Annotated in this window: 20 protein-coding genes and 2 pseudogenes; 7 read left to right on the top strand and 15 right to left on the bottom strand. The window is 37.0% G+C overall.

Translation table 11 applies throughout. The annotated features are described in order from the left end of the window. Positions 1-71 precede the first annotated feature (71 nt). The 7 genes and pseudogenes from NMK36_RS09615 to NMK36_RS09645 form a co-directional block, all read right to left on the bottom strand. Positions 72-497, bottom strand: coding sequence for an HNH endonuclease (locus tag NMK36_RS09615; protein ID WP_245824372.1), 426 nt, complete (start codon positions 495-497; stop codon positions 72-74). Positions 498-523: 26 nt separating this feature from the next. Next, complete coding sequence (locus NMK36_RS09620) at positions 524-760, bottom strand: hypothetical protein (protein ID WP_072722229.1); 237 nt, start codon at positions 758-760, stop codon at positions 524-526. A gap of 176 nt (positions 761-936) precedes the next feature. Then, positions 937-1284 carry a DUF5615 family PIN-like protein gene (locus NMK36_RS09625; RefSeq protein ID WP_254173617.1) on the bottom strand — a complete coding sequence of 116 codons (348 nt, stop codon included), beginning with the start codon at positions 1282-1284 and terminating at the stop codon, positions 937-939. Beyond that, entirely contained in the window at positions 1281-1598 is a 318-nt protein-coding gene (locus NMK36_RS09630) for a DUF433 domain-containing protein (RefSeq protein ID WP_254173618.1), read from the bottom strand. Before NMK36_RS09630 ends, NMK36_RS09625 begins: the two co-directional genes overlap by 4 nt. A gap of 157 nt (positions 1599-1755) precedes the next feature. Continuing rightward, complete coding sequence (locus tag NMK36_RS09635) at positions 1756-2064, bottom strand: DNA-directed RNA polymerase subunit alpha C-terminal domain-containing protein (RefSeq protein ID WP_254175173.1); 309 nt, start codon at positions 2062-2064, stop codon at positions 1756-1758. After that, positions 2038-2979: pseudogene (locus NMK36_RS09640) on the bottom strand (DNA-directed RNA polymerase subunit alpha); the annotation flags it as partial. The pseudogene NMK36_RS09640 and the gene NMK36_RS09635, both read right to left, overlap by 27 nt. 2724 nt (positions 2980-5703) lie before the next feature. Further along, positions 5704-6870: pseudogene (locus tag NMK36_RS09645) on the bottom strand (WD40 repeat domain-containing protein); the annotation flags it as partial. A 232-nt stretch (positions 6871-7102) separates the two neighbouring features. Between NMK36_RS09645 and NMK36_RS09650 the strand changes: the two are divergent. After that, a complete protein-coding gene (locus tag NMK36_RS09650; RefSeq protein WP_072722227.1) occupies positions 7103-7294 on the top strand; it encodes a hypothetical protein in 192 nt (63 codons plus the stop codon). A 59-nt stretch (positions 7295-7353) separates the two neighbouring features. Here NMK36_RS09650 and NMK36_RS09655 read toward each other — a convergent pair whose 3' ends face one another. The 3 genes from NMK36_RS09655 to NMK36_RS09665 all read right to left on the bottom strand — a co-directional run bounded on the left by NMK36_RS09655 (position 7354) and on the right by NMK36_RS09665 (position 10696). Then, positions 7354-8565, bottom strand: coding sequence for a DUF4336 domain-containing protein (locus tag NMK36_RS09655; RefSeq protein ID WP_254173619.1), 1212 nt, complete (start codon positions 8563-8565; stop codon positions 7354-7356). Between the two features lie 97 nt (positions 8566-8662). Continuing rightward, on the bottom strand, positions 8663-9388 hold the full coding sequence (locus NMK36_RS09660) for an HAD-IA family hydrolase (protein ID WP_254173620.1): 726 nt from the start codon (positions 9386-9388) through the stop codon (positions 8663-8665). Positions 9389-9475: 87 nt separating this feature from the next. Then, positions 9476-10696, bottom strand: a complete 1221-nt coding sequence (locus NMK36_RS09665; RefSeq protein ID WP_254173621.1) for an NAD(P)/FAD-dependent oxidoreductase — start codon at positions 10694-10696, stop codon at positions 9476-9478. Positions 10697-10877: 181 nt separating this feature from the next. Here NMK36_RS09665 and psaK point away from each other — a divergent pair, with 181 nt between their 5' ends. Then, positions 10878-11138, top strand: coding sequence for a photosystem I reaction center subunit PsaK (psaK, locus tag NMK36_RS09670; protein ID WP_072722223.1), 261 nt, complete (start codon positions 10878-10880; stop codon positions 11136-11138). Positions 11139-11243: 105 nt separating this feature from the next. Here psaK and NMK36_RS09675 read toward each other — a convergent pair whose 3' ends face one another. The 4 genes from NMK36_RS09675 to NMK36_RS09690 all read right to left on the bottom strand — a co-directional run bounded on the left by NMK36_RS09675 (position 11244) and on the right by NMK36_RS09690 (position 16084). Further along, positions 11244-12842: an FAD-binding oxidoreductase gene (locus tag NMK36_RS09675; RefSeq protein ID WP_254173622.1), complete on the bottom strand. Its 1599-nt coding sequence runs from the start codon at positions 12840-12842 to the stop codon at positions 11244-11246. Between the two features lie 50 nt (positions 12843-12892). Beyond that, a complete protein-coding gene (locus NMK36_RS09680) occupies positions 12893-13591 on the bottom strand; it encodes a DUF3226 domain-containing protein (protein WP_254173623.1) in 699 nt (232 codons plus the stop codon). After that, the gene (locus NMK36_RS09685) at positions 13584-14642 is read right to left on the bottom strand and encodes an AAA family ATPase (protein WP_072722221.1); all 1059 of its coding nucleotides are present in this window, start codon (positions 14640-14642) and stop codon (positions 13584-13586) included. Before NMK36_RS09685 ends, NMK36_RS09680 begins: the two co-directional genes overlap by 8 nt. An 83-nt stretch (positions 14643-14725) precedes the next feature. Next, the gene (locus tag NMK36_RS09690; protein WP_254173624.1) at positions 14726-16084 is read right to left on the bottom strand and encodes a YfhO family protein; all 1359 of its coding nucleotides are present in this window, start codon (positions 16082-16084) and stop codon (positions 14726-14728) included. Positions 16085-16415: 331 nt separating this feature from the next. Between NMK36_RS09690 and NMK36_RS09695 the strand changes: the two genes are divergently transcribed. Continuing rightward, the gene (locus NMK36_RS09695) at positions 16416-17741 is read left to right on the top strand and encodes a F390 synthetase-related protein (protein WP_072722219.1); all 1326 of its coding nucleotides are present in this window, start codon (positions 16416-16418) and stop codon (positions 17739-17741) included. On the opposite strand, the gene menD is transcribed toward NMK36_RS09695, so the two are convergent. Further along, entirely contained in the window at positions 17738-19501 is a 1764-nt protein-coding gene (gene menD, locus NMK36_RS09700) for a 2-succinyl-5-enolpyruvyl-6-hydroxy-3-cyclohexene-1-carboxylic-acid synthase (RefSeq protein ID WP_254173625.1), read from the bottom strand. The genes NMK36_RS09695 and menD overlap by 4 nt on opposite strands. Positions 19502-19547: 46 nt before the next feature. Between menD and NMK36_RS09705 the strand changes: the two genes are divergently transcribed. The 4 genes from NMK36_RS09705 to murD all read left to right on the top strand — a co-directional run bounded on the left by NMK36_RS09705 (position 19548) and on the right by murD (position 26918). Further along, the gene (locus NMK36_RS09705; protein WP_254173626.1) at positions 19548-22217 is read left to right on the top strand and encodes a DNA polymerase III subunit alpha; all 2670 of its coding nucleotides are present in this window, start codon (positions 19548-19550) and stop codon (positions 22215-22217) included. A 277-nt stretch (positions 22218-22494) separates the two neighbouring features. Then, a complete protein-coding gene (locus NMK36_RS09710) occupies positions 22495-23154 on the top strand; it encodes a Uma2 family endonuclease (protein ID WP_072722216.1) in 660 nt (219 codons plus the stop codon). A 161-nt stretch (positions 23155-23315) separates the two neighbouring features. After that, on the top strand, positions 23316-25469 hold the full coding sequence (gene glyS, locus NMK36_RS09715; RefSeq protein WP_254173627.1) for a glycine--tRNA ligase subunit beta: 2154 nt from the start codon (positions 23316-23318) through the stop codon (positions 25467-25469). 84 nt (positions 25470-25553) lie between these two features. Then, positions 25554-26918: a UDP-N-acetylmuramoyl-L-alanine--D-glutamate ligase gene (gene murD / locus NMK36_RS09720; RefSeq protein ID WP_254173628.1), complete on the top strand. Its 1365-nt coding sequence runs from the start codon at positions 25554-25556 to the stop codon at positions 26916-26918. Positions 26919-26976: the final 58 nt, after the last annotated feature.

Below are 26976 nucleotides of genomic sequence, written 5' to 3' on the forward strand. Positions count from 1 at the left end.
CATAAATTTGATAAATTTTCAAGTCATTTTACTGTTTTAAATAAGAGCGATCGCAAATACAACAAATCTGCTTACTCAAGCTGCCGGGGATCTTCTGAGGGAGGATGCCAGCCAGCCTGAGCCCATAGCGTCCGGGCTTCTTGGATAGAACGTTCTCCTCTATAGCGTTCGTCGTTGAGGTCAAGACGCTCACAAGTGGCTCGACCGATGGGAGTTGTGCCGACAATCTCCGTACCCTCAGCATTCCAGATGAAGTGGTCAGGCCAGTGCTGTTGACGGGGATTAAATAAAGGCAGAATTGCTGAGGTTTCCACATCCCGACCCACAATGAAGTTATAACGACGCTGGTTACAACGGCTACAAGCTAAAGCCAGGTTATCAGAATTGTCAGAGCCACCTAGAGAGCGCGGCTGGATGTGATCGATGGTGAAACGAGAGGTGCTGATTTTCTCAGGAGAGTGACAATATTCGCACAGGTAGCCTGCACGTTTCCGCACGAGTTGCCTTGTCAATTCATTAATAGTCATTGCTCGGCAACTAAGAGGGAATTGAGGTAGGTAAAGATACGGTCAAGTTCCCCGATGGCGTTGAGTTCTGCCTCTTCTTCTAGGGTTAGTGAACCTGTCTTGTTTTTTTCTAGCAAATCTTCGAGGTTAGATTGTAACTCGTCGGTAAATTTGAAGAGTCGAAGGCTATCAACCTTCTCAACTTTAATGCCTGTTTCCAGTAAGGACTGTGGGCTAATCATTACTTGGATCATAATTTTGCTGCTCCAGTACAAAGCACTAGCTTAACTCTAGCAAATTCTGATAATCCGCGATCGCAAATACAATAATATTAAAACAATTAATTGATAGATGTTGGGGTGTAGCGAGAGAGAACGCTCGCACTGCTTTAAGTCATAAAATCATAACTGCTATATCTTACTCTTTATTGTTAAAAAGGTAAGTATTGAACTTGGTTCACTAAATCTTCTGGTTCACTTGCTTTGGCAATTATTTCTAAGTCCCTCACACATTCTCCAACGGTGACAGACTGTTGATGTGCGTAAATAACCCCACTAAACTTTAGCCCCTCTTGCTGGCGACGGTTAGCTATTACTAAAAAATCATCATCTTGGGTAAAGATAACGCGATCAAGTTCTGTGGCGCGATCAAGTAAAATTGGGTCAGGCGTGCCAGTTCGTCCATCTTCTTGTACTGTGAGAACGTCTATACCGCGCAATTTTAAACCGTTAGTAATTGCTCGACGAATGTGTTCATCCATGTAAAGGGCTAGGGTCATTTAATGAGTCCCTGGGTGCGAAGTTTTTTAACTAAAGCCGATTCACCTGCTTGTTGACGTAACGTTTCAACATTCTCAAATCTTCGCTGTATATCAGCATCTAATTCTTCTTTATTATCCCAATAGTAAGCTAAGGTAGAATAAATTTGACTCATGCTTAAATAGGGATGTTGAAATTTAATTTCTTCGGGACTCCAGCCAAAAGCCAGATGACCGGAAACTAATTCAATTACTTTCATCGTTGTTCCAGCAATGTAGGGAACGTCGTTTTCATTCAGTTCTATATACTTGTGCTGTGTCGCAGTCAATTTCATAAAGTTTGCCTCGTTACTGAATTTAATTATAGCATATTTTCGGCAATTTCTTTTGGAGTGCGATCGCGCTCAATAATTGATATTAATATAAAAATGGGCGATCGCAAATACAATCATATTAAAACAATTAATTGGTAGATGTTGGCTTGTCAATTCATTAATAGTCAGAGGCTCGTTCTTTAGGTAATGTAATCCCTAAGCGTTTTTGTAACGCCTCGATGACTTCTTCAGTAGACTGCTGACCAAGGTGTTTAATTTTTAAGAGGCCTTCTTGAGTATAATCTAGTAAGTCCCTTACTGAGTTGATTTGAGCACGTTTGAGGCAGTTGTAAGACCGAACTGATAACTGTAATTCTTCAATCGGGATTTGACTGGTTGGATCGATATCATCATTTTGATCGCTTTTAATCGATTCCGGGGTGATATTTTTTGACGTAGCTGACTTAGAGGCTCGTTCTTGAGGCAATGTAATCCCTAAGCGTTTTTGTAACGCCTCGATGACTTCTTCCGTAGACTTCTGACCAAAGTTTTTAATTTCTACGAGGTCTTCTTGAGTATAATCTCGTAAGTCTGCTACTGAGTTAATTTGAGCGCGTTTGAGACAGTTGTAAGCCCGAATGGATAACTGTAATTCTTCAATTGGGATTTGACTCATTGGATCGATATCATCATTCTGATCGCTTTTAATCGATTCCAGGGTGATATCTTTTAACGGTATAAACAAATCTAATAAAATTGTCGCAGCTTGGCTCAAAGCTTCTTGGGGTGACAAACTCCCATTTGTCCAAATTTCCAGAATCAGGCGATCTTTTTCTTCATTCCCACCAACCCGCGCTTCCTCAACGGTATAATTGACTCTTCGCACAGGCATAAACACCGCATCAATTTGCAGAAAATCTACAGCCGTTGCCTCATCCCGGCTCCGCTCAACGGCTCGATATCCGGTTCCCTTCTCAACTTGGAATTCCATTTCCAAGATTGCCCCAGGAGCTAGGGTAGCGATATATTGGTTTTTGTCTACGACCTCAACCTCTGAAGGCAAATCAAAATGACCTGCCGTTACCGTCGCTGGGCCTTGAACCAGTAAACGGCCGATTTGTTTTTGGTGGGTATAGCTTTTGAGAACAACTTCTTTTAGGTTCAGCAGAATTTCCAAAACGTCTTCCCTAACACCTGTAATCGTCGCAAACTCATGATTAACATTCGCAAACCGTGCTGATGTAATCGCCGTTCCTTCTAAGTTTGAGAGTAAAACCCGTCTAAGAGCATTACCAACTGTCCTCCCTTGACCCTGTTCTAAAGGCTCTAAGACGAATTTTCCGTACTGAGTCCGGTGTGCATCAGTGTTCGATTCAATACACTCAATCTTAAATCCTGCCACCGATGGACTTGGAGTTGGAGTTGGAGTTGGAGTTGGAGTCGGAGTCGGACTCGGTGTTGGAGTTGGGCTTGGAGTCGGACTTGGGGTCGGACGTGGTGTTGGACGTGGTGTTGGACTCAGTGTTGGACGTGATGTTTGTTCGGGGTTAGGATTATTTTTGGAATTATCCAATATTTCTCTAACATCTTCTATTGTTTCACCTATTGTTTCACCGACCGTTTTAATCACTTTAACTATGACAGAGGGTTGACCCGAATTTCTATCACTAAAATCTGGTAGTGGAATATAAACATCTGGCTTTTGAGTCACCCGAACAATTTTAATTTCAGCTAAATCGCTAATATTCTCTGAGATAGCTGTAGCATAAATTTCATAACTTCCATTAGAGGATGCTGAAGGAACAAAATCACCATTCTGATTAATTGTTCCCCCTGTTGCATCCCATTCAATATAATTAGGTTCGATAAAATCTCCCTGTTGATCAAATCCAATAACTTTAAATTGAAAATGTTGATCAGATTTAATTTCAACTTGTTCTGGATTAATTCTTAACTTCCTTAAAACAGGAACAACCTGGATATTAACAGAATCACTAATTTGAGCCAAATTAATACAAGAGTTCCCCACCCAATCTAATAAACGAATAGTTCTTTTAATCGCTTGTTTAATCAACCAAGCTTGCACAGCCATTTCAAAATTAAAGAGTTCTGAAGACGAATTTTGCTCAGAAGTAGTGGAGATATTATTAGTTGTTTCAGATTCCTCTTCAATCTCTGTTTCCGCAGCATTAGACAATAATACACTTTGAATGTTACCACTCAGAGAAAATAACCGTTCTGCCCAGTAAATACTCCGAGATATTAATTTTGTATAAATGCCAAAGGCTAATATTTTTGAGCGAATATCATACGGAGATAATGGAGAAACTTTAGCTTTTACTTGATATGAGCCTTTATCGTTATTCTTGGCTGTAAATTTCCCATTCTGATCAATTCTTCCCCCTTTTTCTTCCCAAACAATATTTCCGGTTTCAATCTCATTTCCATATTGATCAAACCCAACGACATTAAAAGTTATACTTTCATTAGGTTTAAGAGAAATATTCCGATTAGGATTAATCTGAATTCGTCTTAAAACAGGTAATATATGAACAGTTGCACTAACTTGAAGTAACCCTACTTTGGCGGTTACAGTAACTAGATCTTTTTCATAACCTCCTTTAAAAATTCCCTCTGGGTTAATTCGACCTCCGGCGGTACATTTCCATTCAATATTATTCACCCACATCCAATTTCCAATCTGATCTAAACCCATGACTTGAAACGTGATCGGTTCATTCGGTTCAGCAGAAATAGTCTGCGGTGAAATAATCAGATCAGTTAAAATAGAAGGAACAATAATTTTAGCTGTTGCGCTAATTGTTTGACCGGGTATTGAAGCGGTAACAGTGAATTGTCCTTTACTATTATTCCCAACGGTATAATTTCCATTGTCCTTAATTTTGCCTCCTGTAGCAGTCCAATTGACTCTTTCAATTGAAATAGGATTTCCTCTTTGATCGAAACCCTCAACTGTAAATTGATGGCTTTGACCAGGATACATTTCTATCAATGATGGAGATATTTTTAAAGAAGTTAATCTGGGAAGTTCAATAACTTCAATTTGGACAGATTGACTAATGGTTTCAACTGTTGCGGTAATAGTCACTGTTGTTTCAAAGTGACCCGCAACAAATATTCCATCATTAGGAAGTTGTATATTATCAGCCGTCCAAGTAACTTTTCCAATGGAAAAAGGTTGATTATATTGATCAAATCCTTCCGCACTAAATTGTTGAGTATCACCACAATATAAAGTTGTGATTGAAGGATTAATTGTTAACGATTTTAGTTTAGGTCGTTCACGAATTGTAACTGACGATTGACAACTAATCGTGTTAACTTTAGCTTGAATTTTAAAGTTATAACCTGATATATTTCCGGCTTGGAATAGTCCATCTTCGACCTCTCCTCCTGTAGCAGTCCAAGTTATGTTTTCAATTTCAATCGGTTTATTATATTGATCAAAGCCTTGAAGAGTAAACTCTTGATAGTCACCACAATATAAATTCTTTGCTGGAGGATTAATTTTTAAGAATGTTAGTTTAGGTTTTTCACGAATTGTAACTGACGCTTGACAACTAACGGTGTTAACTTTCGCTTGAACTGTAAAGTTAGAAGCTGATAAATTTCCAGCCGTAAATAATCCGTTTTTAATGGTTCCTCCTGTAGCAGTCCAATTAATTTGATCAAGTTTAATGGGTTGATTATATTGATCAAAACCTTCAACTTTAAATTGTTGAGATTTACCACAATATAAAGTTGTTGTTGTAGGATTAATGGTTAATGATGTTAGTTTAGGTCGTTCACGAATTGTAACTGACGCTTGACAACTAACCGTGTTAACTTTAGCTTGAACTGTAAAGTTAGAATTTGATGTATTTCCGGCTTGGAATAGTCCATCTTCGACCTCTCCCCCTGTAGCAGTCCAAGTTATGTTTTCAATTTTAATCGGTTTATTATATTGATCAAAGCCTTGAATAGTAAACTCTTGATAGTCACCACAATATAACGTTATTTTTGAAGGATTAATTGTTAACGATCTGAGTTTAGGAGACTCACCTTCTAAAACCTCTAAAACTTTTCCTATTTGCAAATCCAAAAGTTTGATCCAATCCCGACTTCCACTAACAAATAATTTGCCATTAGAACTAACAGCAATAGAACCAATAAATCCAGCATGACCTGTAATTTTACGAGATTGATTGGGGTATTGATTAGGGCTTTGAATATAAATAATTCCATTATGGGTTCCTATCACTTGAATATTACCATTAGGAGTAATATCAAAATCCGTCAGGGTTTGAAATTTTCCCGTAATAGTCTTAACACATTTTAAAGTATTGACGGGGAATTGAGATTGAGATTCATTATTACTCTTTCCAAAAAAGAAACTCAAAACATCGGTTACAAAAGGAATATTAAAATTTTCATTTTTACCTTGAGTTTTGGGATCTTTTTGCCAAATTTTAAGAGTTCCATCTCGACTCCCTGTAACTAAAGATCGATCATCAGAACTAATGGCGACATTTTGAATCCAATCTGAATGTCCTTCAAGAGTTCTTAATAATTGTTTTTTGGTCAAATCCCATACTTTTATCGTTTTATCGGTGCTTCCACTAATTAAAACTTGACTATCAGAACTGATTGCTAAACAAGAAATCCATCCGGTATGATCATTAAAAGTATGGACAAGTTGTTTCTTTTCTAAATTCCAGATTTTAATGGTTTTATCTGAACTTCCACTAATTAAGGTTTGATTATCTGGGGTAATTTTAACAACATTAACCCAGCTTGTATGACCTGTAAAAGTATGCAAAAGAGTTTTAGTTTTTAAACTCCATAACTTAACAGTTTTGTCAATACTACTACTAACTAAATATTGACCATTGGAACTAATCGCAACGGATAAAACCCAATGGGAATGGGCGTTAATTGTATCAACTAATTTTCCTGTCTCTAAATTCCAAATTCTGATGGTTTTCCAACCGCCACCGACGATAATTTTATGTTCTGAACTAATTGCTACACAAGAAATTGTATCTTGAAGTATAATATTAGGCGATCGCAAATTAACATTTTCAGTTAAATAAGGATTATCACCATAGATTACCCAGAAAGCTGATTGTTTAACGGCTTCTGAAGGGTCAGTTAATGCTTGTTTTGCGAGTAAATCCAAGCCTTGATCAAATTTCAGACAGTCTGAAAGGGCTGCAAGTCGTTGTTGAACGTCTGGACTGGCGAATTGACGTTGCAGATTCTGGATAGCCTGCTGTTGAGAGGGTTCAGTCATGGTGCTACCTATTACAGGTTATAGATTCATTTTAAATCCATAACTGCATCAAATAACAGAGGTTTTAGTCCAAACCTGCCAAAAAAGTCCTCCCATTCCCTTGTTCCAAGGCTCTGCCTTGGGACACCATTAGGGATGGCTCCGCCTCCGGTATTCTGGTGGCAAAAGCTGAGGCTAATGCTGAAGCTATGTAAGCTAGTATTCAAGAAGTTAAAATAAATTGGAACTTACTATGATGAATCAACCTAAAATTCCTAATGCTGAAGTCAGATTGCATTCTGCTACTAAAATGCGAGATTTATGCAAACGGATTGATACAAATCTTTTAGATTTAGATGAACTAATCTCACAGTTAGAAACGGATATTCGCAAAAGTTCTTTAACCGCTTATCGTTTAGGGAAGTCACAGAAAACTATTAAATAATCAGGACTATTAGTAAAAATACATCACCTAAGTTTGACCCTTTAGCTTTACTCACAACTTTAAACTTTAGGCTTAGATGGTGGTGTAATCTTAAATTTATTTAATAGATCATCAATTTCTAATAATAATTCAAAATCTTCTTGAGGCAATAAATTGTTATTATCATTTTTTTCTAAAAAACTAAACGCCTGTCGAAATTGCTTCGGTGTTGCCAGAATAGGAGAATCAAAATGACAAGGAATAATTCGGTTAAAATCCCATTGACAGACTTGATTTGCCCAAGTTAATGTTTCTTCGGGAGCGCGATTTAAAATTAAAGTTTGTAAAATGGGGGCGACAAATAACCGTCCATTTGCTCTTAATGCGTCAAAAGATTGTTGCCAATTCGGTTTCCATTTAAACGGATAAATCCCAAAATAAGCTTTTTTAGAACGGTCGGGTGCTTGCCAAGATTCTCGAAACGCATCCCCCAATTCTACCGTATCTAATACACTCGGACGAAAATAAAAGGAAAATAACGAGATTCTTTGCCATCCTCGGCGACGGGTGATTTCATTATTTTCTACTTTATGAAAAGTATCATCTTTTGCATGAAAGAGTAACGGATAAGGGTCGAGTTGTACAATCGCTGGAGGAGTATCAGGGATGGAAACAATGGTATCAGTTACTAATAGGGTATGGGAACGTTTATGGAAAAAAGCTACTTCTGCAAACCGCCCAACTCCTAATGCTAACGGCCCTAAAATACGATAGTCAAATTCATCGGAAAAGGGTGTTTTTTGGCTATCTAAAGGTAGAATATGAGTTCGTTTTAACGGTAAACCTAACCAACTTAGAGGTAAATTAATCGGAAAACTCCACTGTCCGGGGGCGACAAAAACTTGAGCTTGGGGAAATTTTCGCGCAAAGGGGCCAACAAAAACCTTATGTTCAATTCCTGAAATTGTGGGCAGAATAATATATTTTATATCCCCATGTTCTATGATTAATTCCCTCATTAAACAGAGGCATTCTGGGGTCGGAGCAACGGGAGCATAAACCAACAAACCCCCCTGGTCAAGTTTCACCACCGTCATCCGAATGGGAACCACCACATACAGAATTCCCTGTACCTGTTCAAATGTCCAAATAGTATTGGGAACAACTTCCGTGCGGAGGGTTCGCCGTTGACCGTAGGGATAAATGGGGACAACGGGCCAAAAGGGCCATGAAAACTCCCGAAACGAAAGATTTTGGACAGGTTCTTCTTGGGTTTTCCGACTGTACTCCACTGTTTTCCTAACTCCTGTTTTTTGTAGAGAGCCTTTAAAGATAGACAAAGATAGACAAAGATAGACAAAGATAGACGCGCCGTGGCTCGTCTCTACTTTAGGATATCGGAATTTGTTCTAAACTTTCATATTCATCTAAAATCCCGTTTGGAGGTTCCTGTCGATGCACTAAAATTCCGCGTATTCCTAGAGCTTTTGCGCCTTGATAATCAGCTTTTAAACTATCACCAATATGCCAAGCTTCTTCGGGTGAACATTGATGTTTATTTAAAGCAATTTGGAAGATTTCAGAACTCGGTTTTGCGGCTCCTACTTCTGTCGAAATGGTCACAGATTTAAAAAAATCAGCTAAATTTAAGGCTTCTAAAACGGGATATAATCGGGAATCAAAGTTGGATAATACCCCTAATTCTATTCCTTGTTCTTGCCAATATTTTAATTGAGGGGGAACATCAGCATAAACAAACCAAGGTTTTTCCGTTTCAAAATAACTGTATAAGGCTTGAAAAAATACAGAAAAGTCTGTAAAATTATCATAGAGTCCAACAATTTTAAAGGTTTGTTCAGCGATCGCTTTCCACCACTCAAATTCTAGTTTTGGAATTTCATTAGGTTCTGCTCCTGGAAACGCCATACTCGGAGACGCTAAAAAACATTGAAAAAAGACTTTATCTAAAATTTCAGCTTCAGCTTTTACCCCAAATTGATCAGCAATGATTCGGTACGCTTCCCCCACACTATGACGCACTCCGAACAATGTACCAACAGCATCTAAAAAAATAACACGGGGTTTTTCGGGTGCAGAATGTTCCAGGTTAATCATGGTCAACTTTCTAATGATTTAACGGTTAAATCAGAAACCGGGTTCCTACAAAACAGATTTTAACAGAAAAACCCGGTTTCTCAATTTCTATTTCCTTGTGCCTATTTTTTGATCCATTGAGATTAATAAATCCTGCAACGGGCGCGTGATCCAATTAACCGCAACTCGAATCTGATGATCTAAGGTCGGGAAACGATATAAATAAATTAATCGTCGGGCTAAATGGGCAAATTGACCTTCTAATTGAATCCCTAAACCTGTTAAGGTGGCGTTATCTGTTCCTAATGTCATCATTTCCCCTAACCCAGTATAACGGAAGAGTAATAAAGGTCTTTGTGTTAATAAAGCCCAAAGATTCCACCCGGTATAATCTGCTTGTTGAAAAGCGGCTTGGGCTGTCGTTGGAATTGTTTGACCGTCCGCATCTTTACAATCTGCTAAATCTCCTAATGCAAAAATTTCAGGATGATCAATCACTTGTAAAGTTGAGGTTGTAACAAGTTGACCTCGTTGGTTTTGTTTTAAAGGAAGTGATCGGACTACAGGAGAGACTTTTGTTCCCACTGTCCACAATACAATATCAACCGGAATCTGATCAATTTGACCTCGATATTCCAGAGAAATATTATTCTCTTCAATTGCGGCTACAGTGGTTTCTAAATCAATCCAAACTTGCCGATCTGATAACGCATTTTGAGCCGCTTCTCGATTAAATTCAGGAGAGGTTTTTAAGATTTCCTCTGATTGTTCAATAATTCTAATCCGGGCTTTTGTTCCTAAGCGATCAGCCAATTTACAAGCTAATTCTACGCCACTATAACCTCCGCCAACAATTGCCACCCGAATTTTATCTTGATTTGAGGTTTCTAGCCGTCGCAACTGTTCTTCTAAACGATAAGCATCCGCTATAGTTCGGAAAGGAATCGCATAATCTTTGACACCCGCCACTAAATCTAAAGGCGTTTCGCTTCCCATTGCCAATACTAAATAATCATAAGGAATTGAAGTGTTGTTTTCCAGTTTAACTTGTTTATCGTCAATGTCAATTTCGTTGATAATACCTTGACAAAACCGCACATTTGTATCTTTTAACAGGTCTTCAAACGCCGGGGAAATTTCCCAAGCTTGTAGTTCATTGGTTAGCAGTTCATACAGCAGAGGTAAAAATAGAAAATGGTCATTCTGATCCACCAGAACAATTTCCGGTTCCTGGGATTTTTCCCAAGGAAGTTGACTCAAACGTAAGGCGGTGTAGAGTCCACCAAAGCCTCCGCCAAGGATACAGATGCGGGTTTGCTGTTCAGTCATATTAGAATCTATGGTTTCTCGGAGTCGGGCCGTTTCTTTAAACTAGGATAGCAATTTTAATCAGAAAATGTTAAGTATTGCTACAAGGACGAAAATGAATTCCCTTTGTTTGGTAAAACATCTTAGCTATAACGATTAATTTCCATTGGCTACAGTTTAAAAAACTTTAGGAGATGATTCCATGATGCTTTTAGCCGCCGCTACTAACACTCCCGTTACTCACGCTTGGAGTCCCACCATCGCGATTGTAATGATTTTGTCCAATATTGTAGCGATCGCCATTGGTAAATTCTCAATTCAGCACCCCAATGCTGGCCCTCAATTACCCTCTTCTAATCTGTTTGGTGGGTTTGGCTTACCTGCGGTTTTAGCAACTACAAGTTTTGGTCATATTTTAGGGGCGGGTGTGATTTTAGGATTATCCAGTTTGGGAGTCATTTAACCCATTTTAGATGTAGGGTGCATCCCCATGCACCTGATAAATTCTACTTTTAATGATAACAGAAATACTCCTCCCCAGCCCCGCTATTTTCTAGGGGCTATTTTATTATGATTGATGATAATCCTGTCCTGACCCATATTGCCAAGCTTCCAACCAACGATAATAATAATATTGAGAAGCCGGAGGTAATTTTTGGAACAGAGGTTCTAGGGTTTTGGCAACTGGATATAAACCCGTATAAAGCCCTAAATTCCAGTAGTGAATTGTCCAATTAATTAAAGAGGTTAACCCCACTTGTGGAATAATTTTAAAAATCAAACCGGGATGATTAATCGCCGTTTTAGATAAGGTTTTAGTTAACGCTAAAAACTGTACCACATCTTGCAAAAAGGGTTTTAAAATTGGTTCTCCCAATTCTTCCATTTCTTGGAATACCGTTGCTAATAACTGATTAATTTGTTCTGGGTTAAGGGTTTGTTTAACCCCCACACTCATCGACCGTTGAAATAACCAAGTAACGGATAAACTAGGTTGATAGGGTTGTAATAAAGATAAGGCATTTTGGCTTAATTGATCAGTTGTTAACGCTTGATCAATACCATTCGTTAACCGTTGTAAATGACGTACCATCGCCCCAAAGCCTCCAAAACTTAACGGAGATTGATTTCCGCTACTATCTCCAATGGCAAAAACACGATTCAAAGGCATTTTTAACGGGCTATTTTTATAACAAGGAAAAAACCCAAATAACGCTCGTTTAAAGGTTAATTGATGAAGTTCAATCTGTTGATATTCAGGTAAGAGTTTAAAATAATCTTCAAACAAAGATTCTAAACTGAATCGTTGGGGGTCAGCATCTAAATAGGTAAATAAATAAGTCGTTCTTCCGTCTCTCGCGGGAAACGCTTCCCAGAAATATTGACATTGATTTTGTAAAGGAGTAAAAGAGGCAAAAATATCTCCCGTTTCATTATTAGAATAACCCGTTGCACAGGTTCCCACCACTAAACAAACTGCATCAGGTTTTTGTCCTTGTCTGGCTTGTCGAACTAAAGGGGAAAAATTACCCATTGCATCAATTAATAAACGGGTTTTTAGAATGATTGACCTCTCCCCTAACCCCTCTCCTGCAAGGCGAGGGGAATGAATTTCGGTTACATTTACCGCCACGCCATCAGGATGAATAATAGCCGATTCATAAGCCGTATTTTCTAATAAGATTCCTCCGGCTTCTAAAAACCGATTTTTGAGAGTTTCTAATAAATAAACTGGATCAACTCCAATATTAAGAACATCTTTCACCCAAATCTCAATATTATTCGGAAAGCTTAAACGGGCTGGGTTATATTCTGTTGCGATCGCTGTTTTTAATTCTACCTCAGACAGTAAATTTAAGTCAATAAAAACCTCTAATTCCTTGCGAGAAATATTCCATTCTTGTTCCCGTCCTTGCAATTTTCCACGTTCTAATACCGCTACTCGCCACCCTTTCATCGCTAAGGTTGTACCGATTAAAATTCCCAGAGTCCCCCCACCAATAACAACATCATAATCCACTGTTTCCAAGCGTTGAGATTCCTCTTTAACGGTATTAGGAAGGGGAAGACTATTATTTTTTAAACCCGTCCATAGTTCATCTGCTTTCCGTAAACCGTTCAAAGGGTTTCCAGGGATTTGAGATAAAATTTCTTCAGTGAGAGACATAGCAGTTAGAATAAACTATTCTTAATAGGATAATCGATTTTACATTTTGATCAACTCTCAGCCACGAAAAGGTGTAAAAATTCTTTAATCTCATCCAGAACAGGGTGATTAAAATTCCAGATATCTTGTTTATTTTCCATAATATAGTTAAAATTTGTCATGCTGCATTTTCGTTCTGCTTGATATCGATCTCGACGGGAACAAGTATCAAATCTAAGATAAAGACTAATCCAAAATTTATCATAGTCTTTATCACTAATCGATTTATTATTACTTTCTAAACAAGTTCGCCAACTGTCTAAACAATCTGCATAAAGAGATTCTTGGGTTTTAATCAGTTTTAAAACAGTTTCTAACTCTCCTTGACCTTCTACATTAGTAAAATAGCAAGCGATTTTAATAGAATCATAGTCAGGAATATTGACCGTTATGAATTGGGATATCTCAGAAAATTCATTATTTAAAGGAAAAACCTGCCGTAAACATTGATTAATAAATTGCAAACGCTCTTGCTGAGAATAATGATCAATATCGATTACTATTCCAATTTTACTAATTTGTCTTTTTTGGATATCAGCTAACAAGGATTTTAAAGCTGCTACTAGCCTTTTTTCACTTAATCCTTCTAAACACTCATAGTCATCAATACAAATAGAAGCATCAATCTCAATCTCATAATTTAGCTCTTTAATTAGAGCTTGAAGAAAAAATTTATCATTTTTACTTTCCACAATTAAAAGATTACTCACCTCTAACTCCTTTTCCATGTTCTAAAGCATATTTTAGAGTTTCTACATCCCTTTTAATCCCTATAATATTGTTGGTTTTAGGATGTCTGGCTAGTTCAAAATAAGCACTCATTTCCTCATCTGTTTCTAAGCCTACATCTCCAAAAGCTTGAATCATTTCTAAACTGTGGGTAGTGGCAAAAATTTGAGTATCTAGTGCTTGTGATAGCCGAAATAAGGTTCTCCAGAATTCTCGTTGATTAGTATAATGTATCCCATTTTCTATTTCATCAATTAATAAAATTTTATGATTATTATTAATTAATTTTAAAATCATAGTTGTAGCCCGAATAATAGCATCTCCATAAAGTGAAATCGGTAAACGACGTTTATTGATGCTTCTTAAATATAAAGTAGGTTCACCAATCAAAAAACTATCGACTTCTTGAATTGATGAATCAAGAATTTGTAATAATTTTAAAACTTCACCATCTTTTTCATCTAAACGAGCTTTATCATAAGCTTCAGCTAACTCTTGATTCGACATTCTTAAACCAGAGGGGATAATGGGTATATCAATGGAGTCTGAACCATTCACTGAAATTATTCCGTTAGAGCTTGAAATTACCGAAGATTCAGATATTTTCTCTTGATTTTGAATGACTTTAATATTAAGTGATGTTACTGATTCATTTTGAGAAATAAAGTCAATCAATTTTTTTATATCTTGTTGATCTTCAGAGTTAATTGTATCCGAAATAGAAAGCTCTATCGTTTTCAAATTTTCTGAATCTCCACCACTAATTTTTATTTGCCCTTGATGGCTTTGATCTAAAAAAAAATTATCCCAAGTCCGTTCAGGTCTTGATTTTGAAATCTCTGAAGATTCTCTCCTAATTTTCTTCAGTTCAATTATACTTTTAGGGCGAGGAAAGTTATGCAGCAGTAAAGCTTCTAAAAAAGCTGTTTTTCCTGCGTTATTTTTACCTCCAATTAAATTCACTCGTTTAAACCCTAAAATTTTAGTATCTTCAAAACATCTAAAATTTTGAATTTCTATATGTTCAAGCATATTAATCAAATTGTGCTGTAAAAATAGCCCTAATCTACTTTAACTTTAGCACATTGAGTCTAGAAGTTGTCTAGCTCGTTTTACTATTTAGCACGACTAGCAGCTAAACGCGCATAATCCAGATTTTTTTGATACTGAATAACCCGTTGTTGTGCTTTCCCATAATTAATATCAGAAGTCGAAACTGCTTTCATATTTTCAATGGCTTTTTCCCATTGACTAGCTATAAATTCCCATTCATCTTTTGATTTAGAAGTTTGTGTTAATAACGCTGCGGTATTCGCTTCATTTAACCCTTGTTGAAAATAAGTTTCTGGTGGTTTTAAGGATGGAGTTAGAGGTTGGTAATTAGACTCTAAACGACTTTGATCTTGTTGAATTTGTTCTTGAGCAATTCCATCACGGTTTAAATAAGCCTCAGTTTGGGTTGCGCTATTTTTATTAACAATATTTTCAGTTTTTCTCCCTTCAGGAAGATAAGAAACAACCCAAGAACGTACCGTTTTAATATTTTCTATGTTTTTAGAATACAGAGGAATGGATACCGCCGCAATTAAACCAATACATCCCATTAAAATCACATTTTTTTTCAATTGAGGATTATGGCGAATCAGATATTCAATTTGATAGAGATACAAAATGCAAATAATCTGTAATAATCCTGCTGATTCTACCCATTGCTGATGCTCTCGAAAACGACACGCTTGAACTTGAAAGTTGTCTATAATGTAAGAATAGCAATTCTCAATTGGATAAAAGGGAATTAAAATGCCTAAAACAATGAGTATAGATAACAAGAAGACAATTAAAGCATAAATTCCTTCCCATAAACTTCTATAATGGGGTGTCCAAGGGGAAAAATACCGCAATGATCGATTAAAAATCCAGTGGTGCGCGTAGGAATAAATGACTCCAGAGATTAAAAATGCGATTCCCAATGATTGTAAAAATGGTCGAGGATCAATTTCAATATCTGAAGTTAATCCCCCTATCAATGCTCCCCAAAATAGGGTAATTTTAGCAACAGAGATAATCCAAACGATTAGCAGAATGGTTCTCAACCAAGAATTGGGATAGGGAAACCAAACTGGCCATTTTAACCCCTGAAAAAAAGTGAAGGTGGATTTTTTTTGATGGGGTTTAGTTTTTTGCTCTAAACTAATACATTCAGTCCAAATCGGTTCCTCTAGTGCTAGTTCTTTACCTTGAATAACAACTGATTTAATATAAGGACAGTTTAATTTTTGCATGATCCTCTCAACAACTGCAACAGATTCTTGTTGTGGAGAAACAGGGGTAGATTCTAAGCTAATTTCCAGATAATCTTGCTTGAATTCTGCAAAAGCAATAATTTCTTGTTCTGTCATTAAATAAGTGATTAGTCTAGCAATCTCTTGCGGATCACCTTGTTTGGCTAGGTCAAATGATGGTTTATTTGTCATAATTTGTGTTTGAGGTAGATGGAAAGCAGCAGAGAGGGGGGGTGATGTGGAGAATGGAAGCGGGTAGAAATATTGATCAAGGGTTCAGCAGAAGCGATCGCTCAAAGTTCCCAATATCAGAATAGAGGATAAAATCATAAAAATAAACCGTAAATTTACTGAATTTTATCTGTAATATGTAGGGTGCGTAAGCTGCATCGCACGCACCCTATATTAATTCAATACAACAGGCCATTGTAACCTTTAGTCATCGCAGCACACGCACCATCTATTGATTCAATACAATAATAATCATCCTGCTTAAAACATACCCTACAAGGATATTATTAAAATGAAACGCACATTAACCATTCTTAAACATTATTTACAAACAAAATATTTTAGACAATTCAACAGCCGAGAACAATTATTAACTTGGCAAAATCAACAGGTTCAGAAGTTTTTCAATAAGGTTTTGCCAAAATCTCCCTTTTATCAACAGTATTATCAAGGTTTAGAAATTTCTGATTGGCAAAATTTTCCGATGATTGATAAAGCAAAAATGATGGAAAACTTTGATCAACTTAATACCGTTGGAATTTCAGCCTCAGAAGCCTTTGAAATAGCGTTAAAAGCTGAACAAACACGGGATTTTAACTCTAATTTATACGGCTATACCGTTGGATTATCAACGGGAACCAGTGGAAATCGAGGATTATTTTTAGTTAGTTCTCAGGAACAATGGATTTGGGCTGGAACCATTTTAGCTAAATTATTACCCAATTTTATTTTATACCCTGAAAAAATTGCATTTTTTCTGAGGGCAAATAGTCGATTATATGAAACGGTAAAAAGTCGGCATTTGCAGTTCCAATTCTTTGATTTATTAGACCCAATTACCAACCATATTCAACGATTAAATCATTATCAACCCACACTTTTAGTTGCACCTGCTTCTTTATTAAGATTATTAGCGGAATCTCAAGCACAAGGCTGTTTAAAAATATCACCAAAAAAAATAGTTTCTGTTGCAGAAGTGCTTGATCCTTTAGATGCTGATTATATGAGCGGTGTTTTTAATCAAATGATTCATCAAGTTTATCAATGTACAGAAGGATTTTTAGGTTATACCTGTGATTATGGAACTTTACATCTCAATGAGGATATTGTTGCTATTCAGAAAGACTATTTAGATGATAATCAATCTCGATTTATGCCGATTATAACCGATTTTAGACGCAAAACGCAACCGATAATCCGTTATAAACTGAATGATATTTTAGTCGAACGTAAAACACCCTGTCAATGTGGATCAATATTAATGGCAATTGAACGAATTGAAGGACGACAGGATGATATTTTTTATCTACCTCATCAGTCTACAAATGAATGGGTAAGAATTTTTCCTGATTTTATTCGGAGGACAATTATTATGGTTTCTGCGGATATTGAAGATTATCAAGTCATGCAGTTAAGTTTTAATCGGATAGAAGTTGCTTTGAAAGTTAGAAATCGAGAAAAAGATGTGATTCAAGAAGAGGTTAAGAAATCGTTAAAATCACTTTTTGAACGTCTGCACTGTGAGATGCCTGAAATTGTATTTCTTGATGAATTTCCGGCTATTCCAATAGGTCAAAAACGCCGAAGAGTTTGGCAACTTCAGAAACCGGGTTTCTAAAACTTTAATTTATCTGCTAATTCCCTTAAATACTGTTGTCGCCATTGAGCATCTTTTTTGCGATTTGTTGGGATTTCTAAGATTCTAATTCCTGTTTCGGGAAGCGGATTTAAACGTTGTTGTAGTTGTTCCCAAGATTTAATTTGTTCATACTCAACATTATAAGTAGTGGCTAATTGAGCAAAATTAATATTTTGAGGGGTGGCAAAATAATCTTCAAAGGGAGGATTAAATTGAGAAATGGGTAACATTTCAAAAATCCCACCGCCATTATTATTAATTAAAATAATCGTTAAATGACCGATGAATTTGTTGCTGATTAAAAATCCATTGGTGTCATGGAGTAAAGCTAAATCTCCGGTTAATAAAATACTACTTTGCTGATGATGGGCTATTCCTAACGCAGTGGATAAAGTCCCATCAATCCCATTTGCACCCCGATTAAAAAAGGGTTGAATATTTAAAGAATTAGGACTCCAAAAGAATTCTACATCTCGGACTGGCATACTATTAGCAATAAAAATGGGGGTGTTTTGAGGTAGAATTTGAGGCAGCAACCAAGCAACTTTAGGTTCTATTAATAAGTTAATAGGTTCTAATTGTTGATCAATGGTAGTTCTCGCTTGAGCTTCTAACTCACACCAAAGATGACAATAGAATTGAGATTCAGTCAAATTTAAGGTGTCTGGAGCTTCCCGGCGATAAATTTGTTCTGATAACTGTTCAATTGATATTCTTAAATGGGTTGTTTTTCCATGCAACCCATCTAAATTCTGATAGCTAGGGTCAAGGATAAAATAATCGGGTTGTTGTTGTTCTAACCAGTTTCTCAGGGTTTTACTGGTGGGTAAATCTCCAATTTGAATCACAACTTGAGGCGCAAGTTTTTCGGCTAAGGTAAAATTTCTTAAGATTAAATCATAGGTTGAAATTAAATAGGGATTTAGGTTAGAATAATTCCTAACGGGAGATAATCCTTCGGCTAATACGGGGTAGTTTAACTGTTGAGAAAGGTGGGTGATAGCTTGACAATAAACTTCTGAATTTTGAGGTTGTGCCACCCCAGCAATAATAATTCCTTGGGAATAATTATACCAGAGTTTAAAATAATCAGAAGCATGAAAACTCGATAAAACAGGAGCTTTGATCAGATTAATTTTGGTAAAAAAATCATCAGGAAATACACTTTTTAAAGCTGTGGCTTCCGCTTGAGAAACGGGATGTAACGGGTCACGAAAAGGTATATTCAGATGGACAACGCCAGGGATGGGAAGTTGCGATCGCTCCCAAGCATAAATTAAGGTTTGTCGCAAATAACGTAACAATCCTAAATCTAAACTCGGAACCGTTAATTCTGTTTGAAAGTTAGGATAATTCCCATATAATTTAACTTGATCAATAGTTTGACCTGCATGACAATCTCGTAATTCCGGGGGACGATCTGCTGTTAGAATTAATAAAGGTACTCGGCTTTCTTTTGCTTCGATAATAGCCGGATAAAAATTAGCACTGGCGGTTCCTGACGTACACACTAAAACCGTCGGTAAACCCGATCTTTTTGCAATTCCTAACGCAAAAAAACAGGCAGACCGTTCATCTAAAATCGGAATCGTTTCTATGCTAGAATGTTGAGCAAAAGCAAGGGTTAAAGGAGTAGAACGGGAACCGGGACAAAGAATGGCTGTTTTTAATCCTAATTGAGCGAGGGTTTCCACTAATATGGATGCCCAAACTGTGTTAATATTACGAAAGTCAATCATTTTATCTCAAGTATTTTTAAGTTTAATTTAATAAAGGAACTCAACCATGTCTTTTGTCGGTTTACATATTCATAGTGATTATAGTTTACTGGATGGTGCATCTCAATTACCTCAATTAATTGATCGAGCATTAGAGTTAGGAATGCCTGCGATCGCTGTCACCGATCATGGTGTCATGTATGGGGCAATTGAGTTAATTAAAATTTGTCGAAATAAGAATATTAAACCCATTATTGGCAATGAGATGTATGTAGTTAATGGGGATGTTAATATTCAAGATTCTCGACGGAAAAAATATCATCAAGTCGTCTTGGCAAAAAATACCCAAGGGTATAAAAATTTAGTTAAATTAACAACCATTTCACACCTGCAAGGATTTCAAGGAAAAGGCATTTTTGCACGTCCCTGTATTAATAAAGAGCTATTAGAACAATATCATGAAGGGTTAATTGTTACCAGTGCTTGTTTAGGCGGAGAAATTCCCCAGGCAATTTTACAAGGACGGTATGATGTGGCGCGAAAAGTTGCTCAATGGTATAAAGATGTATTTGGAGAGGATTTTTATTTGGAAATTCAAGATCATGGCTCTCCAGAAGATCGGATGGTTAATGTTGAGATTGTTAATATTAGTCAAGAATTAAATATTAAAATTGTGGCTACAAATGATTCCCATTTTATCTCCTGTAACGATGTGGAAGCCCATGATGCCTTACTTTGTATTAATACCCAGAAGTTAATTAATGAAGATAAACGAATGCGCTATAGCGGTACAGAATATTTAAAATCTGCTGAAGAAATGGCGCAACTATTTCGAGATCATTTATCCGATGACATTATTCAAGAAGCGATTAATAATACCGTAGAAGTTGCCAATAAAGTTGAACCCTATAAGGGTATTTTAGGCGAACCTCGTATTCCTGACTATCCCATTCCTGCCGATCATACAGCCGATACATACTTAGAAGAAGTGACTTGGAAAGGGTTATTAGAACGGATGAATGCTAAAACTCGAAGCGAGATTAAACCTATTTATAAAGAGCGCTTAGAATATGAACTTAAAATGATGCAACAGATGGGGTTTTCGACTTACTTTTTAGTCGTTTGGGATTATATTAAATTTGCCAGAGATAACAATATTCCCGTAGGGCCAGGACGAGGTTCAGCCGCCGGATCATTAGTAGCTTATGCCTTAAAAATTACCAATATTGATCCGGTCTTTCACGGTTTATTATTTGAACGATTTTTGAATCCTGAACGAAAATCGATGCCTGATATTGATACGGATTTCTGTATTGAACGGCGAGACGAAATGATTAAATATGTGACTGATAAATATGGCGAAGATAAGGTGGCTCAAATTATTACCTTTAACCGCATGACCTCTAAAGCCGTGTTAAAAGATGTCGCCAGGGTGTTAGGAATTTCTTATAAAAAATCGGATCAAATGGCAAAATTAATTCCGGTTTCGCGGGGAAAACCGACCCGTTTAAAAGTTATGATTTCCGATCAAAGTCCCGCTCCAGAATTCAAAGAAGCTTATGATAATGAAGATGTTGCCATTCATAATGATGCAGGCGATGAAGTCGGAAGTATTAAAGTTAAACAATGGCTAGATATGGCAATTCGTATCGAAGGAACCAACAAAACCTTCGGAGTTCATGCGGCGGGTGTGGTGATTTCTAAACAACCTTTAGACGAAATTGTTCCCCTCCAACGTAATAATGATGGGGCGGTCATTACTCAATATTATATGGAGGATTTAGAAGCGGTTGGATTATTAAAAATGGATTTTTTGGGTTTAAAAAATTTAACCATGATTCAAAAAGCCGTTGATTATATTGAAGAAAAATATCAGCATAAAATTGATCCTGAAAAACTACCTTCTGATGTAGAAAAGAGAGCGCAAGATGCTTATAAAACCCATAAAAAGTTACCCGAAGATGTATTGAAAACTTATAAATTATTAGAAAAAGGGGATTTAGATGGAATTTTTCAGTTAGAATCTTCTGGGATGATGGATATTGTTAAAAAACTCAAACCTTCCTGTTTAGATGATATTTCTTCTATTTTAGCCCTCTATCGTCCGGGGCCATTAGATGCAGGTTTAATTCCCCAATTTATTGATCGTAAACATGGACGGGATGAAATTTGCTATGATCACCCGATGTTAGAACCGATTTTAAAAGAAACCTATGGAATTTTATGCTTTCAAGAACAAATCATGAAATTAGCTCAAGATTTAGCGGGCTATTCTTTAGGTCAAGCGGACTTATTACGCCGCGCGATGGGGAAGAAAAAAGCGGAAGAAATGCAGAAGCAACGGGAAACCTTTATTGATGGGGCAACGAAAAATGGAGTTCGCCAAGAAATTGCCGAAAAATTGTTTGAACAGATGCTTCAATTCGCTGAATATTGTTTGAGTTATGATACAGAAATTTTAACTGTTGAATATGGGTTAATGCCCATCGGTAAAATTGTTAAGGAAAAAATAGAATGCACCGTTTATACTGTTAATAATCAGGGTTATATCTATACTCAACCTATCGCCCAATGGCACCATCGAGGAGAACAAGAAGTTTTTGAATATTGCCTAGAAGATGGTTCAGTTATTCGAGCAACAAAAGATCATAAATTTATGACCACTCATGGTCAAATGTTACCCATTGATGAAATTTTTGAAAAAGATTTAGAATTAAAACAGATTAACTTAAATTAAAATGAATATAAAAATTTTAAACTATAGCAAGTCTAAATGGATTGTACCCTCATAATCATGGCTGATTATTAATCCTAAGAAATGAACGCAAATCCCTGTGTAGGGGCGAGGCACGTCCCATTGGTGTCAACTTAAGGAAAAGATAGGAGGCGATCACAACGGTTAATGCTAGATGTTATTAGTTATTTAACCTCACAATCGTAATCCTGCTTTTATACAATTCCTTTATACTTGCTATATAATAAATTAAGCCAACCTCAAATGAGGAGAAGTAAGAATGTCAATTACCGCAGAACAACTAGAGGCTTTAATGCCCGATGGAACTCAGGTTGAAAGTGAATATATAGAAATGGAAAGTACCTTACATTATCTCCAGTTGGCATTATTAGTATCTTGCTTAGATTGGTTGTGGAGAGACACAACAAATTATTTTATCGGGGCAAATTTAACGATTTATTTTAGTCGTCAACAACTAAGAAATCGAGACTTTCGAGGGCCGGATTTTTTCTTGGTGAGAAACACTGATAAACGTCCGAGGAAATCTTGGGTGGTTTGGGAAGAAGAAGGGAAATATCCCGATTTAATTATTGAACTGCTTTCCGACTCAACGGCAGAAACCGATAAAACTACTAAAAAAAATTTATATCAAGATCGCTTTAGAACCCAGGAATATTTTTGGTTTTCTCCCGATGATTTAGAATTAGCAGGGTTTAAATTAGTCGGACAGGAATATGAAGAAATTATTCCGAATGCTACCGGATTATTGGAAAGTGAAGTGTTAGGATTATGTCTGGGAATTTATCAAGAAAAACTTCGATATTTTACCCCAGAAGGTGATGTTATTCCGACTCCTGAAGAAGCTGCATTAAAAGCTCAAAATCGGGCTGAATGTTTAGCCGAACAATTACGATCTTTAGGCGTCGAACCTATGGAATAAAAGCATTTTCAAAAGTCTTGTCGAGACGCGCCATGACACGTCTCTACGGGGATTGAAAAATTCTCAAAAAATGGTTAACCCTTGAGTAATGACCCCCTAACCTGCTATGGTAATTATTTGTAACCTTAATTTTCTTAGCAACATCCCTTATAAAATTTCCTATGGTTAGTTTTTTACTCGAAGTGGGTACAGAAGAATTACCAGCAACCTTTGTGGAAACCGCCATTCAACAATGGCAACAAAAAATTTCCGTCAGTCTCAAAGAACAGTTTTTAACCTTTGAGTCCGTTCATGTCTGGGGAACACCACGACGGTTAGCTGTATTAATTGAAGGACTTCCTAGCCACCAACCTGACCGGGAAGAAGAAATTAAAGGCCCCCCAGCATCGACCGCTTTCAAAGACGGCAAACCGACTCCGGCGGCGGAAGGATTCATTAAAAAACAGGGTGTGACTTTAGAAGATCTAGAGATTCGTCCCACTTCTAAAGGGGATTTTGTCTTTGTTTTAAAAAAAATTCCGGGTCCATTAACAGCAGATATTTTAGCAAAATTAACCCTAGAATGGATTAGCAAATTAGAAGGAAAACGATTTATGCGTTGGGGGGATGGAGATTTAAAATTTCCCCGTCCGATTCGCTGGTTAATTACGTTATTGGATGACCAGATTTTACCCGTTACATTAGTTAGTGGTTCCGAAGAAATTAAAAGCGATCGCATTTCCCAAGGACATCGAGTTTTACATCCAGAACCGATTACCATTTCTGAGGCTAAAACCTATGCTGAATCTATTAGGAAAGGGTTTATTGAAGTTGACCCCCAAGAACGGATTCAGACGATTCAAAAAGAAGTTAAAATAGCAGCGAATAGTGTGGGAGGACAGGCAGAAATTCCCGAAGATTTATTAGCAGAAGTTGTTAATTTAGTGGAATGGCCGACGGCTGTTGTCGGAACATTTGATCAGGAATTTTTGAATTTACCTGCTGAAGTCATTAAAACGGTCATGGTAACCCATCAACGGTATTTTCCGGTATTAACAACAGAAACTCAAAATTCATTGCTGTTAAAACCCTATTTTATCACGATTTCTAATGGTGATCCCGCTAAATCAGATTTAATTGCAGCCGGAAATGAACGGGTCATTCGGGCGAGGTTAGCGGATGGTCAATTTTTCTATAAGTCGGATTTAAAAACGCCCTTAGAAAGCTATTTACCTGCCTTAGAAGCAGTGACATTTCAAGAGAATTTAGGTTCAGTTCGAGATAAAGTTAATCGCATTGGTAAAATTGCTAACTGGATTGCAGATCAACTGAATGTGAATGAATCAGATCGCAATTTAATTCAACGGGCAGCATTATTATGTAAAGCGGATTTAGTCACCCAAATGGTGTATGAGTTCCCCGAATTGCAAGGGGTAATGGGAGAAAAATATGCGCGTGAAGGGGGAGAACCGGAAGCGGTAGCAACGGCGATTTTTGAACATTATTTACCTCGCAGTGCGACTGATAATTTACCCCAAACTTTAGTCGGTCGAGTGTTGGGTTTAGCGGACAAACTTGATACCTTAGTTAGTATTTTTGGTTTGGGAATGTTACCCACAGGTTCCTCTGATCCTTTTGCCTTACGTCGTGCGGCAAATGCAGTAATTAATATTATTTGGTCGGCAGATTTATCGTTGAATTTATATCAACTTTTGAAACAAATTTCAGCCGATTTTGTCAATACATTTCCTAATGCCATGCTAGGATTAACTCATCAATTAGATGATTTTTTCCTGCAACGGATTAGAACCTTATTACAGGATGAAAAAGCCATTGATTATGATTTAGTCAATGCGGTTTTAGGAGACAATGATCTCGAATATAAAGAACGGGCGTTACAGGATTTATTGGATGTCCGAGATCGAGCGTTATTCCTACAAACTATCCGTAATGATGGCACATTAGATCAAATTTATGAAACCGTTAATCGTTCCACTCGGTTAGCCAAACACGGAGATTTAGGCACCCTAGAATTGCAACCGGACAAAAAGGTTAAACCTGATCTTTTCCAAAAATCTTCTGAACAGGAATTTTATCAAGCATTAGTGCAGTTAGTTCCCAAAACCCAAGCGTCTCAAACAACGCGAAATTATCGTCAATTAGTAGAAGCATTAGCAGAAATTACCCCGACGGTTAGCAGCTTTTTTGATGGCCCAGAAAGTGTTTTAGTGATGGATGATGATCCAAATATTCAACGTAATCGTTTGAATTTATTGGGATTATTAAGAAATCATGCCCGTGTTTTAGCTGATTTTGGAGCAATTGTCAAAAGTTAAAAATAGGGGTAGGTTGTGAATCTAAACCTGCCCTCTTTATCAAGTACAATCAACGAATTTATACAGGGTATCATTACATTGTCTATGCTCAAAGCTCATGTTATTGGTTTAGGAAAATCTGGAAATGCCGCAGCACGGTTGTTAAAATTGCAAGGGTGGGATGTTAGTTTAAGCGATCGCAACAATTCCTCTCAATTAGAACCCCAAAAACAACAATTAGAAAGCGAAGGAATTGTAGTTAATTTAGGAGAGAATTTTCAACCGGATGAGTCCTTAAATTTAGTGGTGGTTAGTCCTGGGGTTCCTTGGGATATTCCGGGGTTAAAAACCGCCCGAAATTTAGGCATAGAAACCATTGGAGAAATGGAATTAGCTTGGCGAAATCTGCGAGATGTGCCTTGGGTTTGTATTACAGGAACGAATGGAAAAACCACAACAACAGCCCTGACTGCTGCGATATTTCAAGCCGCAGGTTTAAACGCTCCAGCCTGTGGAAATATTGGGTATGCAGCCTGTGAATTAGCCTTACAAGAATACGAAGGAAGCGCTCAACCGTTAGATTGGATTATTGCGGAAGTGAGTAGTTATCAAATCGAATCTTCATCCACTTTAAATCCTAGAATTGCGGTTTGGACAACGTTTACACCGGATCATTTGAATCGTCATTACACCTTAGAACGCTATTATGATATTAAAGCTAAATTATTATATCAATCCCAACAACAAGTAATTAATGGGGATGATCCTTATTTAAGAGAAACGGCTCATCAACGTTGGCTTTCTGCCTGTTGGACAAGTGTTTTAGGACAAGAAAAATTAGTGGCTAATTCTGAACTCGGATTTTATATTGAGAATAATTGGGTGATGCAAAATGGAGAACCCATTGTTCAAGCCGATGCTTTAAAAATGGTGGGAAGTCATAACCAACAAAATCTATTAATGGCTGTTGCTACAGCTAGATTAGCCGGAATTGAAACAGAAGCTATTTGTCATGCTATTTCTAATTTTCCTGGGGTTGCCCATCGTTTAGAACAGATTATGACTTGGCAAGGAATTGATTGGATTAATGATAGTAAAGCCACCAATTATGATGCAGCAGAAGTGGGATTAGCGGCGGTTGATTCTCCGGTGATTTTAATTGCTGGGGGAGAGGCTAAAAAAGGAGATGATACGGCTTGGATTTATAGAATTAAAGAAAAAGTAGCCTCAGTGTTATTAATTGGAGATGCAGCCGAGGCATTTTCTCAACGGTTAAAAGCAGAAAATTACTTTAATTTTGAAATTGTTGAAACCCTGGAAAAAGCTATTCAAAAAGCCTCTGAAATTGCCCCTAAATTAGGAGCAAAAGTTGTGTTATTATCTCCAGCTTGTGCTAGTTTTGATCAATATCAAAGTTTTGAACATCGAGGAGAACATTTCCGTCAGTTGTGTTTAGAATTAAAGGGTTAATATTAATTCAATGTTAATGTAGGGATGTTTCATGAAACGTCTCTACAAGCATGGGATT

Source organism: Planktothrix pseudagardhii (assembly GCF_904830925.1).
Taxonomy (GTDB): Bacteria; Cyanobacteriota; Cyanobacteriia; order Cyanobacteriales; family Microcoleaceae; genus Planktothrix; species Planktothrix tepida.

Bases quoted from the DNA above. Each gene is read 5' to 3' on its own strand.
- NMK36_RS09620 (WP_072722229.1), bottom strand. From the start codon at position 760: ATGATCCAAGTAATGATTAGCCCACAGTCCTTACTGGAAACAGGCATT.
- NMK36_RS09625 (WP_254173617.1), bottom strand. From the start codon at position 1,284: ATGACCCTAGCCCTTTACATGGATGAACACATTCGTCGAGCAATTACT.
- NMK36_RS09630 (WP_254173618.1), bottom strand. From the start codon at position 1,598: ATGAAATTGACTGCGACACAGCACAAGTATATAGAACTGAATGAAAAC.
- NMK36_RS09650 (WP_072722227.1), top strand. From the start codon at position 7,103: ATGATGAATCAACCTAAAATTCCTAATGCTGAAGTCAGATTGCATTCT.
- NMK36_RS09660 (WP_254173620.1), bottom strand. From the start codon at position 9,388: ATGATTAACCTGGAACATTCTGCACCCGAAAAACCCCGTGTTATTTTT.
- NMK36_RS09665 (WP_254173621.1), bottom strand. From the start codon at position 10,696: ATGACTGAACAGCAAACCCGCATCTGTATCCTTGGCGGAGGCTTTGGT.
- psaK (WP_072722223.1), top strand. From the start codon at position 10,878: ATGATGCTTTTAGCCGCCGCTACTAACACTCCCGTTACTCACGCTTGG.
- NMK36_RS09675 (WP_254173622.1), bottom strand. From the start codon at position 12,842: ATGTCTCTCACTGAAGAAATTTTATCTCAAATCCCTGGAAACCCTTTG.
- NMK36_RS09685 (WP_072722221.1), bottom strand. From the start codon at position 14,642: ATGCTTGAACATATAGAAATTCAAAATTTTAGATGTTTTGAAGATACT.
- NMK36_RS09690 (WP_254173624.1), bottom strand. From the start codon at position 16,084: ATGACAAATAAACCATCATTTGACCTAGCCAAACAAGGTGATCCGCAA.
- NMK36_RS09695 (WP_072722219.1), top strand. From the start codon at position 16,416: ATGAAACGCACATTAACCATTCTTAAACATTATTTACAAACAAAATAT.
- menD (WP_254173625.1), bottom strand. From the start codon at position 19,501: ATGATTGACTTTCGTAATATTAACACAGTTTGGGCATCCATATTAGTG.
- NMK36_RS09705 (WP_254173626.1), top strand. From the start codon at position 19,548: ATGTCTTTTGTCGGTTTACATATTCATAGTGATTATAGTTTACTGGAT.
- NMK36_RS09710 (WP_072722216.1), top strand. From the start codon at position 22,495: ATGTCAATTACCGCAGAACAACTAGAGGCTTTAATGCCCGATGGAACT.
- glyS (WP_254173627.1), top strand. From the start codon at position 23,316: ATGGTTAGTTTTTTACTCGAAGTGGGTACAGAAGAATTACCAGCAACC.
- murD (WP_254173628.1), top strand. From the start codon at position 25,554: ATGCTCAAAGCTCATGTTATTGGTTTAGGAAAATCTGGAAATGCCGCA.